This is a genomic window from Collinsella sp. TM10-22 (assembly GCF_003466125.1).
GTDB lineage: Bacteria > Actinomycetota > Coriobacteriia > Coriobacteriales > Coriobacteriaceae > Collinsella.
The window spans coordinates 253,670-268,357 of the sequence record NZ_QSOC01000002.1 but is presented as its reverse complement, the minus strand read 5'-3'; the positions used below and the strand labels follow the sequence as shown (position 1 = coordinate 268,357).

Annotated in this window: 18 protein-coding genes; 17 read left to right on the top strand and 1 reads right to left on the bottom strand. The window is 59.6% G+C overall.

The genetic code is table 11. The annotated features are described in order from the left end of the window. From rpsE to DXD94_RS03070, 16 genes are all read left to right on the top strand, one after another. Nucleotides 1-525: a 30S ribosomal protein S5 gene (rpsE, locus tag DXD94_RS03145; protein ID WP_055252236.1), complete on the top strand. Its 525-nt coding sequence runs from the start codon at nucleotides 1-3 to the stop codon at nucleotides 523-525. 2 nt (nucleotides 526-527) lie between these two features. Then, nucleotides 528-710, top strand: a complete 183-nt coding sequence (gene rpmD / locus DXD94_RS03140) for a 50S ribosomal protein L30 (protein ID WP_006235266.1) — start codon at nucleotides 528-530, stop codon at nucleotides 708-710. A gap of 3 nt (nucleotides 711-713) precedes the next feature. Beyond that, nucleotides 714-1,163 (top strand): 50S ribosomal protein L15, encoded by a 450-nt coding sequence (rplO, locus tag DXD94_RS03135; RefSeq protein WP_006235267.1) that lies wholly within the window; start codon nucleotides 714-716, stop codon nucleotides 1,161-1,163. Continuing rightward, nucleotides 1,157-2,443, top strand: coding sequence for a preprotein translocase subunit SecY (gene secY, locus DXD94_RS03130; RefSeq protein ID WP_117734357.1), 1,287 nt, complete (start codon nucleotides 1,157-1,159; stop codon nucleotides 2,441-2,443). The genes rplO and secY overlap by 7 nt, the downstream gene beginning before the upstream one ends. 18 nt (nucleotides 2,444-2,461) lie before the next feature. After that, nucleotides 2,462-3,088, top strand: coding sequence for an adenylate kinase (locus DXD94_RS03125; RefSeq protein ID WP_117763200.1), 627 nt, complete (start codon nucleotides 2,462-2,464; stop codon nucleotides 3,086-3,088). Continuing rightward, a complete protein-coding gene (gene map, locus DXD94_RS03120; RefSeq protein ID WP_117743545.1) occupies nucleotides 3,085-3,873 on the top strand; it encodes a type I methionyl aminopeptidase in 789 nt (262 codons plus the stop codon). Before DXD94_RS03125 ends, map begins: the two co-directional genes overlap by 4 nt. A gap of 232 nt (nucleotides 3,874-4,105) precedes the next feature. After that, entirely contained in the window at nucleotides 4,106-4,324 is a 219-nt protein-coding gene (infA, locus tag DXD94_RS03115; RefSeq protein WP_035137443.1) for a translation initiation factor IF-1, read from the top strand. Nucleotides 4,325-4,474: 150 nt separating this feature from the next. Further along, nucleotides 4,475-4,588 (top strand): 50S ribosomal protein L36, encoded by a 114-nt coding sequence (rpmJ, locus tag DXD94_RS03110; RefSeq protein WP_006363204.1) that lies wholly within the window; start codon nucleotides 4,475-4,477, stop codon nucleotides 4,586-4,588. 14 nt (nucleotides 4,589-4,602) lie between these two features. Further along, nucleotides 4,603-4,977, top strand: coding sequence for a 30S ribosomal protein S13 (gene rpsM / locus DXD94_RS03105; RefSeq protein ID WP_022094275.1), 375 nt, complete (start codon nucleotides 4,603-4,605; stop codon nucleotides 4,975-4,977). 14 nt (nucleotides 4,978-4,991) lie between these two features. Next, nucleotides 4,992-5,396 carry a 30S ribosomal protein S11 gene (gene rpsK / locus DXD94_RS03100; RefSeq protein WP_006235274.1) on the top strand — a complete coding sequence of 135 codons (405 nt, stop codon included), beginning with the start codon at nucleotides 4,992-4,994 and terminating at the stop codon, nucleotides 5,394-5,396. A gap of 19 nt (nucleotides 5,397-5,415) precedes the next feature. Beyond that, nucleotides 5,416-6,012: a 30S ribosomal protein S4 gene (rpsD, locus tag DXD94_RS03095; RefSeq protein WP_006235275.1), complete on the top strand. Its 597-nt coding sequence runs from the start codon at nucleotides 5,416-5,418 to the stop codon at nucleotides 6,010-6,012. A gap of 32 nt (nucleotides 6,013-6,044) precedes the next feature. Further along, entirely contained in the window at nucleotides 6,045-6,986 is a 942-nt protein-coding gene (locus DXD94_RS03090) for a DNA-directed RNA polymerase subunit alpha (protein ID WP_117734359.1), read from the top strand. A 30-nt stretch (nucleotides 6,987-7,016) separates the two neighbouring features. Beyond that, the gene (gene rplQ, locus DXD94_RS03085; RefSeq protein ID WP_117734360.1) at nucleotides 7,017-7,469 is read left to right on the top strand and encodes a 50S ribosomal protein L17; all 453 of its coding nucleotides are present in this window, start codon (nucleotides 7,017-7,019) and stop codon (nucleotides 7,467-7,469) included. Between the two features lie 92 nt (nucleotides 7,470-7,561). Next, nucleotides 7,562-8,386: a tRNA pseudouridine(38-40) synthase TruA gene (gene truA / locus DXD94_RS03080; protein ID WP_117734361.1), complete on the top strand. Its 825-nt coding sequence runs from the start codon at nucleotides 7,562-7,564 to the stop codon at nucleotides 8,384-8,386. Between the two features lie 203 nt (nucleotides 8,387-8,589). Beyond that, the gene (locus tag DXD94_RS03075) at nucleotides 8,590-9,588 is read left to right on the top strand and encodes a glycosyltransferase (protein ID WP_147347119.1); all 999 of its coding nucleotides are present in this window, start codon (nucleotides 8,590-8,592) and stop codon (nucleotides 9,586-9,588) included. A gap of 131 nt (nucleotides 9,589-9,719) precedes the next feature. Beyond that, nucleotides 9,720-10,157, top strand: a complete 438-nt coding sequence (locus DXD94_RS03070) for an arginine repressor (protein ID WP_006235280.1) — start codon at nucleotides 9,720-9,722, stop codon at nucleotides 10,155-10,157. Nucleotides 10,158-10,345: 188 nt separating this feature from the next. On the opposite strand, the gene DXD94_RS03065 is transcribed toward DXD94_RS03070, so the two are convergent. Further along, the gene (locus tag DXD94_RS03065; protein WP_117763198.1) at nucleotides 10,346-12,559 is read right to left on the bottom strand and encodes a transglycosylase domain-containing protein; all 2,214 of its coding nucleotides are present in this window, start codon (nucleotides 12,557-12,559) and stop codon (nucleotides 10,346-10,348) included. Nucleotides 12,560-12,721: 162 nt separating this feature from the next. Here DXD94_RS03065 and DXD94_RS03060 point away from each other — a divergent pair, with 162 nt between their 5' ends. Then, entirely contained in the window at nucleotides 12,722-14,683 is a 1,962-nt protein-coding gene (locus DXD94_RS03060) for a U32 family peptidase (RefSeq protein WP_158564783.1), read from the top strand. Nucleotides 14,684-14,688: the final 5 nt, after the last annotated feature.

The following is a 14,688-nucleotide window of genomic DNA, read 5'->3' as shown; positions in this document are numbered from 1 at the left end:
ATGGCTCGTAATCAGAAGCAGCAGCGCGAGGCCTCCGAGTTCGAGGAGCGCGTCGTTTACATCAACCGCGTGTCGAAGACCGTCAAGGGTGGTCGTCGCATGAGCCTCGTCGCTCTCGTCGTCGTTGGCGACGGCAAGGGCAACGTCGGCGTTGGCATGGGCAAGTCCGCTGAGGTGCCCCTGGCCATCTCCAAGGCGTCTCTCGATGCCAAGAAGAACATGTTCCACGTGCCGGTGACCGAGCAGGGCACCATCCCGCACGAGGTTCTCGGCCACTTTGGTGCCGGCCGCATCATCATCAAGCCCGCTGTCGAGGGTACCGGCGTTATCGCCGGCGGCGCTGTGCGTCCCCTCTTCGAGCTTGCTGGCATCAAGAACGTCCTGTCCAAGTCCCTCGGTACCGACAACGGCCTCAACATCATCAAGGCTGCCGTCGAGGGCCTCAAGGAGCTCTCCAGCCCTGAGGACGTCGCGGCTCGCCGTGGCCTGACGGTCTCCGAGATGTTCGTCGGTAAGGAGAACTAAGCATGGCTGACACCATCAAGATCAAGCAGGTCCGCAGCACCAACGGTTGCAAGCAGGACCAGGTCCGTACTGTCCGTGCCCTCGGTCTCCACAGGATCCGCGAGGTTCGCGAGATTGCTGACAACGAGTCCGTCCGCGGCATGATCTTCAAGGTCAAGCACCTTGTCGAGATTGTAGAGGAGTAGCAAATGCAGCTTCACGATCTTACTCCCGCGCCCGGTTCCACCAAGAACCGCAAGCGCGTCGGCCGTGGCAATTCTTCGGGTCACGGCACCACTTCTGGCCGCGGTCAGAAGGGCCAGGGTTCCCGCTCTGGCGGCACCAAGGGTGCCGGCTTCGAGGGTGGCCAGACTCCGCTGGCTATGCGCCTGCCCAAGCTTCCGGGCTTCCGCAACCCCCGTCGTATCGAGTACACCGCTGTTAACGTTGAGCGTCTCGAGCGTAAGTTCGAGGACGGCGCTGTGATCGACGGTGCCGCTCTTAAGGCCGCTCGCATCACTAAGAGCGAGTTCGAGCCCGTCAAGGTGCTCGGCAATGGTGAGCTCACCAAGAAGTTCACGGTCAAGGTCGACAAGGTCAGCGCTTCTGCGCAGGCCAAGATCGAGGCCGCTGGCGGAAAGGTCGAGCTGCCGTGCTAAATGGTCTTAAGAATGCTTTCCGCATCAAAGAATTGCGTGAAAAGATTCTTTTTACCATAGCTATGCTCGTCGTGTACCGCATTGGTGCGCACGTTCCTGTGCCCGGCATTCCCTTCCAGGGGATGCTGGGCCTTTTCTCGACCGATAACAATTCGGTCGCCGCAGGTGCTATGGCCCTCCTGAATCTTTTCTCTGGCGGCGCGTTGAGCTATGTGTCGGTGTTCTCCCTGGGCATCATGCCTTACATCACCAGCTCGATCATCCTCCAGATGCTCCAGGCCGTTGTGCCTTCCCTGCATGAGCTTGCCCGCGAGGGCGAGGTCGGTCAGACCAAGATTACGCAGTATTCGCGTTACCTCACCCTGGCTCTGGCAATCCTCAACTCCGTGGGTTACCTCTTCCTCTTTAAGAGCTTCGGCATCAGCTTTACTGGCGCCGGCGCTCCCGAGATCATCTTCGACCTCATGATCGTCGGCACGCTCACCGCGGGCGCCATGCTGATCATGTGGATTGGTGAGCTCATCACCCAGCGCGGTATCGGCAATGGCATGTCGCTGATCATCTTTGCGAACATCATGGCCGGTCTGCCGCAGGCGATCTTCTCCAGCACCGAGGGCAATGCCGGTGGCATCATCACCATGGTGATCATCTGCGCCATCATCTTGCTGGTTATCCCGCTGATTGTTTTCCTTGAGCGCGGCCAGCGCCGCATTCCGGTCTCCTACGCTAAGCGCGTTGTGGGTCGTCGCATGATGGGTGGCCAGACCACCTACCTGCCCATCAAGGTCAACACCGCGGGCGTCGTGCCGATCATCTTCGCTTCGGCGCTGCTGTACTTCCCGGCTCAGATTGCCGTGTTCTTCCCTGGCATCGGCTGGATTCAGGCAGTTGCCTCTGCGCTTTCGACCGGTTGGCTCAACTGGGTGCTTAATGTTGTCCTCATCGTGTTCTTCGCATACTTCTACACCTCCATGGTGTTCAACCCCGATGACACGGCAGACAACCTTAAGAAGCAGGGCGGCTTTATTCCGGGCGTGCGTCCGGGTAGAGCTACCGCGGCCTACATCAAGAACGCGCTCAACAAGATCACGCTTCCCAGCGCTGTCTTTTTGGCGCTCATCGCCATCGTGCCTTCGATCATCTTCTCTTTCACGGGTAACCAGCTGATCCAGGCATTTGGCGGCACGTCCATCCTCATCATGGTCGGCGTCGTGCTCGACACGGTCGATAAGCTCGAAGGCCAGATCAAGATGTATGATTACGATGGATTCTTTAAATAGGCTAGAGGAGGATTGCTCATGAACCTCGTATTGCTCGGAGCTCCGGGTGCCGGTAAGGGCACCGTCGCACAGGAGCTCGTCGCCGAGTTTGGCGTCGCTCACATTTCCACGGGCGACCTGCTGCGTGCTGCCGTCAAGGGCGGCACCGAGCTTGGTATTCAGGCTAAGAAGTACATGGACGCTGGCGAGCTCGTTCCCGACCAGCTCGTGATCGATCTTGTCAAGGAGCGTCTTGCCGCCGATGATGCCCAGCAGGGTTTCATCCTCGACGGCTTCCCGCGCAACACCGCCCAGGCCGTGACGCTCGATTCCGAGCTCTCCACCATGGGTCGCGAGATCGACTGCGCCCTTCTGGTCGACGTGGCCCCCGAGGTCATTATCGATCGTCTGTCTTCGCGTCGCACCTGCCGCGCCTGCGGTTACACCGGCACCGCTGCCGATGCTACCTGCCCCAAGTGCGCCGGCGAGATGTATCAGCGCGACGACGACAAGCCCGAGACCATCAAGAACCGTCTCGACGTCTACGAGAAGTCCACGAGCCCGCTCGTCGACTACTATCGTGGCCAGGGTCTGCTCAAGTCGGTCAACGGTGACCAGGCTCGCGAGACCGTGTACGGGGATGTCAAAGAGGTCCTCGGTCTATGATCAAGATTAAGTCTGCAACGCAAATCGAGCAGATGAAGAAGGCAGGAGCGCTATCTAAGATGGCGCTCCGCCACGTTGGAGCCATGGTGCGCCCCGGCGTTTCGACTTTTGAGCTCGATCAGCTCGCGGAGCAGATTATCCGCATGCATGGCGGCACCCCTGCCTTTAAGGGATACGGCGGGTTCCCGGGGACTATTTGCGCATCGATCAACGATGCTGTGGTCCACGGTATTCCCAACCCCGACATGATCCTGCGCGATGGCGATATCATCTCCATCGATACGGGAGCCGTTGTCGACGGTTGGGTTGGCGATAACGCTTGGACGTTTTTCGTCGGCACCCCTACGCCTGAGGCCAAGGCCCTGTGCGAGGTTACGCGCGATTGCCTTAAGGCTGCCATCGAGCAGGCTGTTCCCGGTAACCATATCGGCGACGTCGGTTATGCCGTTCAGTCCCTCGCTGAGTCTCACGGTTACGGCGTGCTTCGCGACTATGTGGGCCATGGCATTGGCCGTGTGATGCACGAGGACCCCAACGTTCCTAACTATGGAAAGAAGGGGAGGGGCGTGCGCCTCCAGACCGGCATGGTCATTGCCATTGAGCCGATGGTTACGATGGGTTCCAACCATGTGAGCTCGGGCTCCGACGGTTGGATTGTTACGACCAACGATCACCTGCCCGCCGCGCACTACGAGAACACCGTCGCCATTACCAATGACGGTCCGGTGATTCTCACCACGGACGCGCAAGGTGCTTGGTGCTCCCTGCAGGGCGGAGAAATGTAAAAGTCGCCGCCCCCTGATGCCCAACCTCGCCTTTCAATTTCGAAGGCATGACCCCAAGGTCTATTCCTTCTCATTTCAAGACGATCTTGGGCATCAGGGAACGGCTTTGTTTTACATTTCAAATGTAACAAGTTCCACGTAGTTGTGGAGCCATTACGAAGATATTACGATGCGTGCATACGTATTGTAGAATACTCAATCGCTGTCGTTTTCTAGAGAAAGATGATTGCTTGTGAAGAAGGAAGACGCAATTGAGCTCGAGGGTACGGTAAAGGAACCGCTGCCCAACGCCATGTTTAAGGTCGAGCTCGAGAACGGTCATTCGGTTCTGTGCAACATTTCTGGCAAGATCCGAATGAATTACATCCGTATTCTCCCCGGTGACAGGGTTGTCGTGGAGCTTTCCCCGTACGACCTGACCCGCGGCCGCATCACCTATCGCTACAAATAGCGGCACGCATACACGCACTCCATTTCCGACTGCAGGCTTAGCTCAACCTACGGTCGGATTGTGTGTGAAGACCAGCCATAGTTTTAAACGCCTGCGGCTGGGCGAGTAGATAGTAGGGAAGTAGTTTGAGCGCTACCGAAAGGAAGAACGATGAAGGTACGTCCTTCGGTCAAGAAGATGTGCGATAAGTGCAAAATCATTAGGCGCCATGGCAAGGTCCTCGTCATTTGCGAGAACCCCCGTCATAAGCAGCGTCAGGGTTAAGAGAGGAGACTACGTTGGCCCGTATTAATGGTGTCGACCTCCCGCGTGAGAAGCGCGTTGAGATCGGTTTGACCTACATTTACGGCATCGGCCGCACCACTGCGACGAAGATTTGCGTCGAGTGCAACGTTAACGTGGATACGCGCGTTAAGGACCTCACCGAAGATGAGGTTAACGCCATCCGTGATTATATCGACAAGAACCAGATCATGGTTGAGGGCGACCTCCGCCGTGAGCGCAACCAGAACGTCAAGCGCCTTATGGACATCGGCTGCAACCGCGGCCTTCGTCACCGCAAGGGCCTCCCGGTCCGCGGCCAGCGCACCCACACTAACGCTCGTACCCGCAAGGGCCCGAAGCGTCAGATCGGTGCTAAGAAGAAGAAATAAGGAGCGCTAGATAGATGGCTACTGCTAAGAAGAACGTTCGCGCTGCCCGTCTGAAGCGCGCGGACCGTAAGAACATTTCCGTGGGCCAGGCTCACATTCGTTCTACGTTCAACAACACGATCGTTTCGATCACCGATCCCCAGGGCAACGTCATTTCCTGGAAGTCGGCTGGCCAGGTGGGCTTCAAGGGCTCCCGTAAGTCCACGCCGTTCGCTGCCCAGATGGCTGCCGAGGCTGCTGCCAAGCAGGCCATGGAGCACGGTATGAAGAAGGTTTCCGTCTTCGTCAAGGGCCCCGGCTCCGGTCGTGAGACCGCCATCCGCTCCCTCCAGGCCGCTGGCCTCGAGGTCTCGAGCATCCAGGACAAGACCCCCATTCCGCACAACGGCTGCCGCCCCAAGAAGCGTCGCCGCGTGTAACTGAAAGGATCGTATCAATATGGCAATCGACAGGACTCCTGTTCTTAAGCGCTGCCGTCAGCTCGGGATCGATCCCGCTGAGCTCGGTTACAGCAGCAAGAAGGAATCTATCCGTCAGCCCAAGCGCCGTCGCAAGGAATCTGAGTACGGCATGCAGCTGCGCGAGAAGCAGAAGGTCAAGTTCATCTATGGCGTTCTGGAGAAGCAGTTCCACGGCTACTTCAACAAGGCCCGTAAGATGAACGGCGTCACCGGTGAGAACCTCATGATTATCCTTGAGTCTCGCCTCGACAACGTCGTCTTCCGTCTTGGCTTCGCCCGCACCCGCAAAGAGGCTCGTCAGTCCGTCCGTCACGGTCACTTCACCGTGAACGGCAAGCGCGTGGACATCCCGTCCTACCGCGTCAAGGCCGGCGACGTCGTCGCTGTCGGCGAGAAGTTCCGTGACCTCCTCCCCATCAAGGAGGCCCTGATTTCCTCCGAGCGCTTTGAGGTCCCTGGCTGGCTCGAGGTCGATATCGAGAAGCTGTCTGGTAACGTGCTCGCTCTGCCGACGCGTGAGCAGATCAGCGGTGATATCAACGAGCAGCTCATCGTCGAGCTCTACTCTAAGTAGTCCATCCGGGCTGCTGAGGCTGGAGGTAATACATGTCAGAATTCATTAGGCCTCAGGTTCAGGTCGAAGAGATCAACGAGACGTCTGCTCGTGTCTCCGTCGAGCCGCTCGAGCGTGGCTACGGCGATACGCTGGGTAACTCCCTTCGTCGCGTTCTTCTGTCCTCGCTCGAGGGTGCCGCCGTCGAGGCTATTCAGATCGATGGTGCGCAGCACGAGTTCATGACCATCCCTAACATGGTCGAGGATGTCACCGACATCGTCCTGAATGTCAAGGGTCTTGTCTTCAGGGCTCTCGGCACGACCGACGAGGCGACCGCCACCATCTCGGTTGACGGCCCCTGCGAGGTCACCGGTGCGGACTTCTTTATTCCGTCCGAGTTTGAGCTGGTCAACCCCGAGCAGCACATTGCTACGCTCACCGAGGGTGGCCATCTCACCATGAGCATGCGCATCGGCTATGGCCGCGGCTATGTCTCTGGCGAGGCTAACCAGCGCGACAACGATCCCATCGGTGTGATCCACGTCGACTCGCTGTACTCGCCGGTTTCCCGTTGCGCCAAGCTCGTTGAGGCTTGCCGTGTCGGTCAGCACACCGACTACGACCGCCTTGTCCTCGAGATCGAGACCAACGGTTCCATCGCCCCGCGCGACGCCGTGGTCCAGGCTGCCAATATCATCAACCAGCATATGGCCGCCTTTATGAACCTTGCCGAGACCCCCGAGGTCGAGGAGGAGGCTTCGATCTTCGCTCCCGAGGTCACCAACGACAACGCCGAGCTGGACAAGCAGATCGAGGATCTGGACCTTTCCGTCCGTTCCTACAACTGCCTTAAGCGCGCCAGCATTCACTCGGTCCGTCAGCTCGTTGAGTTCTCGGAGAACGATCTGCTCAACATCCGTAACTTCGGTGTTAAGTCGATCGAGGAAGTGAAGGACAAGCTTGAGTCCATGGGCCTGAGCCTGAAGGCTTAATGCTTCGCATATTTGAGGAGAAACTAGACCATGCGTCACAACGTTAAGAAGGGCCTGAAGCTCGGCACCGATGCGAGCCACACCAAGGCCATGAAGAAGAGCCTTGCTAAGGCCCTCTTCGAGAACGACCGCATCAAGACCACCGAGACCCGCGCTAAGGCGCTGCGTTCGGTCGTCGACCCGATCATCACTTGGGCCAAGAAGGGCGACCTGCACTCTCGTCGTCTGGCTATCGCCAAGCTCGGCGATAAGCAGCTCGTTGCCGAGATCTTCGACAAGGCTGCCCAGGGCATGTGGCAGGACCGCAACGGCGGTTACACCCGCATCATGAAGCTCGGTAACCGCAAGGGCGACAACGCTCCCATCGTTATCATGGAGCTCGTCACCGAGCCTTGCACGCCTAAGGCTAAGAAGGCTGCTCCGGCCCCCAAGAAGGCCGCTGCTCCCAAGAAGGTCGAGGCTGTCGAGGAGACCGCTGAGTAGACATTCCGTCTGCATAGGCTATATTCGAGGGGTACGTTCGCGTACCCCTCTTTTTTTGTCGCGATACCGTTGCTTGTTTGTTGGGAGCGCCCATGACTGCGCCGTCTGATTTCAATTCGATTCTTGAGCTTGACGCCACCCTTGTATTCCGCGTCGCCTATGACGGCTCGTCGTATAGCGGGTTTGCCGAGCAGCCGGGACAGACGACGGTTGCGGGTGAGCTGCGTCGAGCCATCGAGACGCTGCTTCGCCGCCCGATCGATCTGACATGCGCGGGGCGTACCGATGCCGGCGTGCATGCCGTGGCTCAGTACATCAGCGTGCCCGTAACGGACGCTGAGCTCGCGTGTACGCGCCGTAGGTGGCTGCGGGCTATGGATGCCCTGCTGCCCAAAGATATCGCCATAAACGAGGTCTACAAGGCCCGTAAAGGCTTTTCTGCACGTTTTGACGCGCGTTCCCGTACGTATACGTACCGTATTGCCGATCGAGATGCGCGCCCCGTGCTGTCCCGCGGTGCCGTGTGGTGGCATCGCTATCCCTTGGATGTTGAGGCTATGTCTGCTGCCTGCCCCGCGCTGCTGGGCGAGCAGGACTTCAAAAGCTTTTGCAAGGTTGCCTCGGCTGTTGGCAAGCCCACGCATCGCTGCGTGATGCGTGCCGAGTTTGGCCATGAGGTTGCGTTTGGCGAGGACATCCTGACGTTCACCATCGAGGGCAATGCGTTTCTGCATTCGATGGTCCGTACGATCGTGGGCACGCTTGTCGAGATTGGTGTGCATCGCCATGAACCTGGGTGGATGCGTGAGGTCATCGATGCTTGCGACCGTACCGCTGCGGGCCCCACGGCTCCTGCCTGCGGCCTTACGTTTATGGGCGTGGATTACGATCCCGCCGAGCTTGTCGTGCTCGACTAGGGGAGGGCTCGACGCGTCGTGCGTCGACACCTGCCATCTGTGGGCTGCGCGTGTGCAACATCTGTTCTTGGCGTGCAATACAACCGGTGTCTCATTGCTTTTATTGCCGGGGTGTACCATGAACGACAGTTTGATTCACTGCTGTCGAGAGGACGGATAACTTGGTTCGACGTGGCTCGCATCCGCGACTTTCGGTGATCCTTGTGGTAGAAGGTTCGCCCACCTATGCGATGCGTGCGCTCGAGAGTATCCAGAACCAAGACCTCTATGATTTGCAGATTGTCGTTGTCTGCCGCGATGCTGCGCCCGGTGTGCGCCATTCGCTTCAAGTTGCTGCCGACAGGGACATCCATATTGATTTGATTGACGTCGAGGACGCTAAGCGCGGCGCTTGTCTTCGTGCCGGTTTTGATGCCTCGCGCGGCTCTCAAATCATCGCCATGAACGCCGATGAGTGGTTTGCTCCGCACGCCCTTTCCAAGATGGTCGATATCGCGTGCAATACTGCGGCAGACATAGTCTTCCCCACGGTGTCGCTCGACCGCTATGATGCACATCGAGAGCGCCATTCGCGCGTCTTGGATGCTACTCATATTTCCATTGATAGCGAATCTTCGATGGTGGCCGGGCTGCCTCAGTTGATTTTAGGCGGCCTGGTTGCTCAAGTCTCTGGCGTGATGTACACCCGTCCGCTGTTTGAAGCATGCCTTTTGTGCGATAAGACGTTTCGCACTGTTGGGTTTATGGCGTGTGCGCTCTCGCAGGCACAGCGCGTCTCCGGATGCGGCGACGCTTGTTTCCACGCGGCGGCGCCTAAGCTTACAGATGCCTTTGATCCCACCATGTATGCCAAGGTATCCGATGACACCCGAGCGCTCGATGAGCTTGCGGACTCACTCTCGGAAGCAGATAGCGGTGGTTGGCTCATGCTGGCAAGCCAGAAGTTCTACTTTGCCGGACTGGTCGCCTGCATCGAGAATTTGTGTCTGAGCCCGCATGGGGTGTCATCAATTGAGCGCTCCGCCCGTATGCGTGATATGCTCGAGGCGCCTCGAACCCGTCAGATGGTCGCCGCGCTCAAGGATAACCATCGGGGGCTCGGTCTGTTGTTTGGGCCGATCGCCAGCGCCAAGCCCGCGCGCTGCGTGATGTGTACGCATCTGGCAGCTTTTCTTAACCGGACGGGCGCAAAAACCGCCTAAATGGCTCATTACGAAACAAACTTGCATAGAATTGTTTCGAAATGCGTTCTTATACACAAAAGCCTTCAAATAGCGTTAAACTATTCAATCATTGATTGATTGTCTCCGCCATCTTTTGGAGTGAGGTTTGTATGGCTAAAAAACGCAATGGGCGCCAGGATGCCATTAGAGATATTGTGCGCAATAAGGACGTCCGCACGCAGCGCGTGCTGGTCGATGAGCTCCGCGCTATGGGCTTTGATTGCACGCAGGCGACTGTCTCTCGCGATATTGCCGATATGGGGCTGCGTAAGCTCCCTGAGGGCATCTATGTTCTGGCAGAGGACCTGCACCTGCAGCGTATGGTTTCCGAGCTCGTAACGGGCGTTCTGCGCACCGATAATCTGGTTATGATCAAGGCTCAGCCTGGCACGGCTTCCGGCATCGCCGCCGCCGTTGATGCGGCAGAATTGCCCGATGTGCTTGGCTCGCTTGCCGGCAACGATACGATTTTGGTTATTGCCCAGACGGCCGAGGACGGCGAGCGTCTCGAGGCGCTGATCAATAAGCTGAGCAATTCTCGCAAGTAGGCGTGCGGGTCGTGCGCTTGGCCCTGCGTGCGCTGACATAGTGGCTTGTAAGGGGTATCGACGTTGGTCGGTACCCCCTTTTTTGTTTGCAGGCATAAAGACCGCCCACCAGGTCGCTTTAAACTAAAAGGCCCCCGAGCAGTTTAATAAGCTGCTCGGGGGCCTTGTTGCTTATGGCCGGATGATTTCTAGCCGACCGTATCGTCAGGCGTGGGCGAGGGGTCGGGAGTGGGCGTGGGCGAGGGGTCGGGAGTGGGCGTAGGCGTAGGCGTGCCGCCATCGCCGCCGGTCGAACCACCAGTGGAGCCGCCCGTCGAGCCACCGGTCGTACCGGTGCCGCCGGTGGTGTCGCCGCCTGTGGTCTCGGTGGTCGTGGTCGTTGTGGTCGTCGTGGTGGTGGTTTCCTCTTCGTCCTTGTCTTCGTCCTCGTCGCTTTCCGTCTTCTTGGTGTTGTTGGTGCCGTAGAACTTCCAGACGTTATTGTTCTTGTACGTGGGGGCCGTTCCGGTCGGGAACTCCTCGCGCTCGGTTCCAGCCAAAACAGTGTTCATGAACTTCTTAAAGACGGGCAGGTTGGTGCTGTCGCCCAGCAGGTCCGTACCGTACTTTTGGATGGGAATCTCGCCTGCGGAATAACCGGTCCACAGGGCGCATGCCAGTTGCGGCGTGTAGCCGCAGAACCACAGGTTGGTGGTGTTGTCAGTGGTACCTGTCTTGCCGGCATAGGGCTGGTTGACGCTCAGCGCGCCGGCGGCACCCGTGCCACTGCCCTGCATGACGCCGGATAGAACGTCGGTAACCGCGGCAGCCTCGCCTTCGGTGAGCACCTGCGTGGGATTGTCGGTGTGCTGGTACAGAACCGAGCCGGTACGCGAGTCGATCTCGGTGATGGCGATCGGCTGGCGATAATGGCCGCCGTTGGCAAAAGTGGCGTAGGCCGATGCCATCTCGAGCGGCGAGATGGACCCGGTGCCGAGCGTCATGACGGGAACGTCCTCGATATTGTCCTTGGCGGGATCGATGCCGAGCTTTTTGACGAGCGACATGATCTTGTTGTTGCCGATGGCTTCTGCCACCTGAATGTAGCCGGTGTTGGATGAGTACGCCGTTGCCTGCTTAAGCGTGATGTTGCCATAGCTCTGGTTGGCATAGTTTTGCACCTTGGTCGTAGTGCCCTTGGCTGTAAGAGGCGAGTTGCAGTTGAGGGTGACGTTGGGGTTCATACCGTTTTGGATGGCAGTTGCCAGCGTAAAGGCCTTAAACGTGGAGCCTACGGGGCGCTTTGCCGTAGCGTGGTTCACGTGATTCTCGTCGGCGTTGTAGTCGTAGCCGCCCACCATGCACTTGATGTAGCCGGTCTTGGGGTCTACGACGACCATGCCCATGTCCAGGCCGTCGAGCGAAAGCGTGTCGAGCTGCGAGCGCACAGCCTCCTCGGCCACCTGTTGCATGGTGGGGTCGATGGTGGTCTTGACGGTCAGGCCGCCCTTAAAGAGCACGTCGGTCGAGAACTCCTGCTCCAGCAGCTGCTTAACATAGGCGACAAAGTAGGGCTGCGAGTATATGTCGACGCCGCTGCCCGAAATCTCGGTCACGTTGAGGGTGATGGGCTCGGCCTGTGCGGCATCGTGCTCCTCCTGCGTGATGTGGCCCAGGCGCAACATGTTGTCAAGGACCTTGTTGCGACGGGACAGCGCCAGGTCGGGGTTGACCGTGGGGTCGTACTGCGAGGGCGAGTTGGGAAGGCCGATGAGCAGCGCGGCCTCGCTGAGGGTGAGGTCGGCGGCGCTCTTGGACAGATAGGTCTCGGCTGCGGCCTCGATGCCGTAGGCGCCGTGGCCGTAATAGATGGTGTTGAGGTACATCATGAGGATCTCGTCTTTGGAGTACATGTCCTCCATCTTGACGGCGATGTAGGCCTCGCGCACCTTACGCTCGATGGTCGAGTCGAACTGCTCCTCCTGCAGGATGGTGTTGCGCACCAGCTGCTGGGTGATAGTCGAGGCGCCTTCGTGCCCGCCGCCGAGGGTTGCCACCGCAGCACGCGCGATACCCCACAGGTCGATACCGCCGTGCTCGTAGAAGCGCTCGTCCTCGACGTCAACGGTGCCCTGCAGCACGTAGGGGGAGACCTCGTCCTTGGTGATGGACTTGCGGTTTTGCGTGTAGAAGCTCGCGATCTTGTTGCCGTTGCAGTCGACGATCTCGGTGGGCTCGCTCACCAGATACGCGTTGGCGTCGGTGTAGTCGGGCAGATCGGACAGCCAGCGGTTGACGTTGCCGACCATGCCGATGCCAAATGCCACGCCCGCGATAAGCAGAAAGCCCAAAAACGAGAGCAGGATTATGGGCAGGGCATGCGTCTTTGAACGGCTGCGTCCCTGTCGTTGGCGAGGACCCATATATTGACCTCCAGGTATGTCGTGCCGGACGGTGGATGTGCCGTCGGGGCAGGATGGACATAAGTTATTACACGATAAACCAAACGGGGCGCGCGAGGCCTCGTGTATGCTGGAAGACGGCATTTTTCAGAGTGAATGCATACCTTGGTGAGGAGTTTGCCGATGGCGATTCGGACGATGGGGCCGAGCGGACAATACGAGACTGGATTGGATGCTGCCGGTGCGGCGCTGCCCGAGCTGCTGGCGCCGGCGGGCGGACTCGACCAGATGCTTGCGGCCATCGCCGCGGGCGCCGATGCCATCTATGCGGGGTTGGGCGACTTTAACGCCCGTGTGAGCGCCCATGGCTTTACGGATGACGAGTTTGCGCGCGGTTGTGCCGTGGCGCATGCCCATGGCGTGCGTGTGTACGTGACGCTCAACGTGTTCGTGTTTGACGATGAGTTGTCCGACGCGGTGGCGTTGGGAGCTCATGCACTGGAGCTGGGCGCCGATGCCCTGATTGTTGCCGATGCCGGATTGGCGTGCGCGCTGCGTGCGGCGATTCCCGGCGTCGAGATTCACCTGTCCACGCAGGCGGGCGTTCATAGCGAAGGCGCCGTGCGGCTTGCCGCCGATGAGCTGGGGGTCGAGCGCGTGACGACGGCACGCGAGCTGACGGTCGACGAGATTGCCTCCTTGTGCGGTACGGGCGTGCCTATCGAGGTGTTCTGCCACGGGGCCATCTGCATTGGCTACTCGGGTGCTTGTGAGTTCTCAGCCCTGAGACGCGGGCGCTCGGCGATGCGCGGGGACTGCACACAGCCGTGCCGCCTGGCGTACGACCTAGTGGACGAGGCGGGGGAGAGCGTCGTCGCCGTTGAGGGGGACCGTCTGCTGTGCCCGCGTGATTACCTGGGCATTGCGCACCTGCCCGAGCTTGTTGCCGCCGGCGTGGCGTCGCTCAAGATCGAGGGTCGCATGAAGAATCCCGACTATGTCTTTAACGTGGTGAGGGCGTGGCGTCACGCGCTCGATATGCTGCGCGACGGCACGTGGGATGCCAATGCGGTGCCGGCGCTTGAACGCGAGCTGGGAAGGTCGTTTAACCGTGGGTTTACCGATGCGTACCTGCGAGGGCGTTCGGGCGCCGAGCTTATGAGCTTTGAGCGTGCAATCAACCAGGGCGTGCGCGTGGGGCGCTTGGTCGCTGTGGGCCATGAAGAGGTGGCCGTTGAGCTCGACGCCGCCGTGGCGGCGGGTGACACGCTCGAGATTCGGTTCTATCCGGGTGTCGACGCGCGTCCCGATGTGCCCAAGCGCTGGCCGCAGGTGCCCTGCCCGGTGAGTGCCGCGGTGGGGGAACGCGTTGTCGTGCATTGCAAGCGTAAGGTGGACACGGGCTGCGAGGTGTACCTGATTCGCAGCGCCGGCGTGTTGGATCAGACGGCGGCGGCGTTGGAGCGCATGCGGGCCGAGGCAGATGCGATTGCGCCCGTTGCGCGTGCTGTTGAGGTACTGCCCTTTGAGGACGTTGCGGTGGATGGCGGTGCGTCGACGGAGTTGGTGGAGTGCGCGGTTCCCGCTCGCATGGTTTTTGCTTGGCAGCTGATGGATGCCGACCCGCGCGGAGAACTCGATTTGTCCGACGCCGTTGTGGTGCTCGACGAAGTGTACCGCACGGGTGACGCTGACCGGACCCGCTCACTGATGCAGCGTGCCGGGCGCGTCGTCTGCCGCAACCTGGGACAGGTGGTGATCGCTCGAGAGCTGGGCGTGACGTTTGACGTGGCGGCGCCGGTGTTCTGTGCGAACCGGACTACGCTTGCCTGGCTACGTGGGCTCGGCGCGGGTCGGGTGTACTTGCCGGCCGAGTTGCTCGGCAATGATGCGGAACGTATTGCCGAACTGACGGCCGAACCTGGTGTTCTGGGCCCCGTCGATGCCGACCGCACCGAGCTCATGGTGTGCGAGCACTGCCTGCTGACCGCCGAGGGGGCTTGCGCCACCGATGCGGCGCAAGCCGGGGCATGTTGTCACGATTGCATGCGTCGTCGACAGGCGCGCTATCTGGTTGAGCGGGATGGCACGCGTTTGCCAGTTGCCATCGATGCACGCGGCAGGACGAGGATTTTCCTGTCATAGGTGCC

Excerpts from the sequence above, each read along its gene's own strand:
- rpsE (WP_055252236.1), top strand. The coding sequence starts at position 1 with ATGGCTCGTAATCAGAAGCAGCAGCGCGAGGCCTCCGAGTTCGAGGAG.
- rpmD (WP_006235266.1), top strand. The coding sequence starts at position 528 with ATGGCTGACACCATCAAGATCAAGCAGGTCCGCAGCACCAACGGTTGC.
- rplO (WP_006235267.1), top strand. The coding sequence starts at position 714 with ATGCAGCTTCACGATCTTACTCCCGCGCCCGGTTCCACCAAGAACCGC.
- DXD94_RS03125 (WP_117763200.1), top strand. The coding sequence starts at position 2,462 with ATGAACCTCGTATTGCTCGGAGCTCCGGGTGCCGGTAAGGGCACCGTC.
- map (WP_117743545.1), top strand. The coding sequence starts at position 3,085 with ATGATCAAGATTAAGTCTGCAACGCAAATCGAGCAGATGAAGAAGGCA.
- rpmJ (WP_006363204.1), top strand. The coding sequence starts at position 4,475 with ATGAAGGTACGTCCTTCGGTCAAGAAGATGTGCGATAAGTGCAAAATC.
- rpsK (WP_006235274.1), top strand. The coding sequence starts at position 4,992 with ATGGCTACTGCTAAGAAGAACGTTCGCGCTGCCCGTCTGAAGCGCGCG.
- rpsD (WP_006235275.1), top strand. The coding sequence starts at position 5,416 with ATGGCAATCGACAGGACTCCTGTTCTTAAGCGCTGCCGTCAGCTCGGG.
- DXD94_RS03090 (WP_117734359.1), top strand. The coding sequence starts at position 6,045 with ATGTCAGAATTCATTAGGCCTCAGGTTCAGGTCGAAGAGATCAACGAG.
- rplQ (WP_117734360.1), top strand. The coding sequence starts at position 7,017 with ATGCGTCACAACGTTAAGAAGGGCCTGAAGCTCGGCACCGATGCGAGC.
- truA (WP_117734361.1), top strand. The coding sequence starts at position 7,562 with ATGACTGCGCCGTCTGATTTCAATTCGATTCTTGAGCTTGACGCCACC.
- DXD94_RS03070 (WP_006235280.1), top strand. The coding sequence starts at position 9,720 with ATGGCTAAAAAACGCAATGGGCGCCAGGATGCCATTAGAGATATTGTG.
- DXD94_RS03065 (WP_117763198.1), bottom strand. The coding sequence starts at position 12,559 with ATGGGTCCTCGCCAACGACAGGGACGCAGCCGTTCAAAGACGCATGCC.
- DXD94_RS03060 (WP_158564783.1), top strand. The coding sequence starts at position 12,722 with ATGGCGATTCGGACGATGGGGCCGAGCGGACAATACGAGACTGGATTG.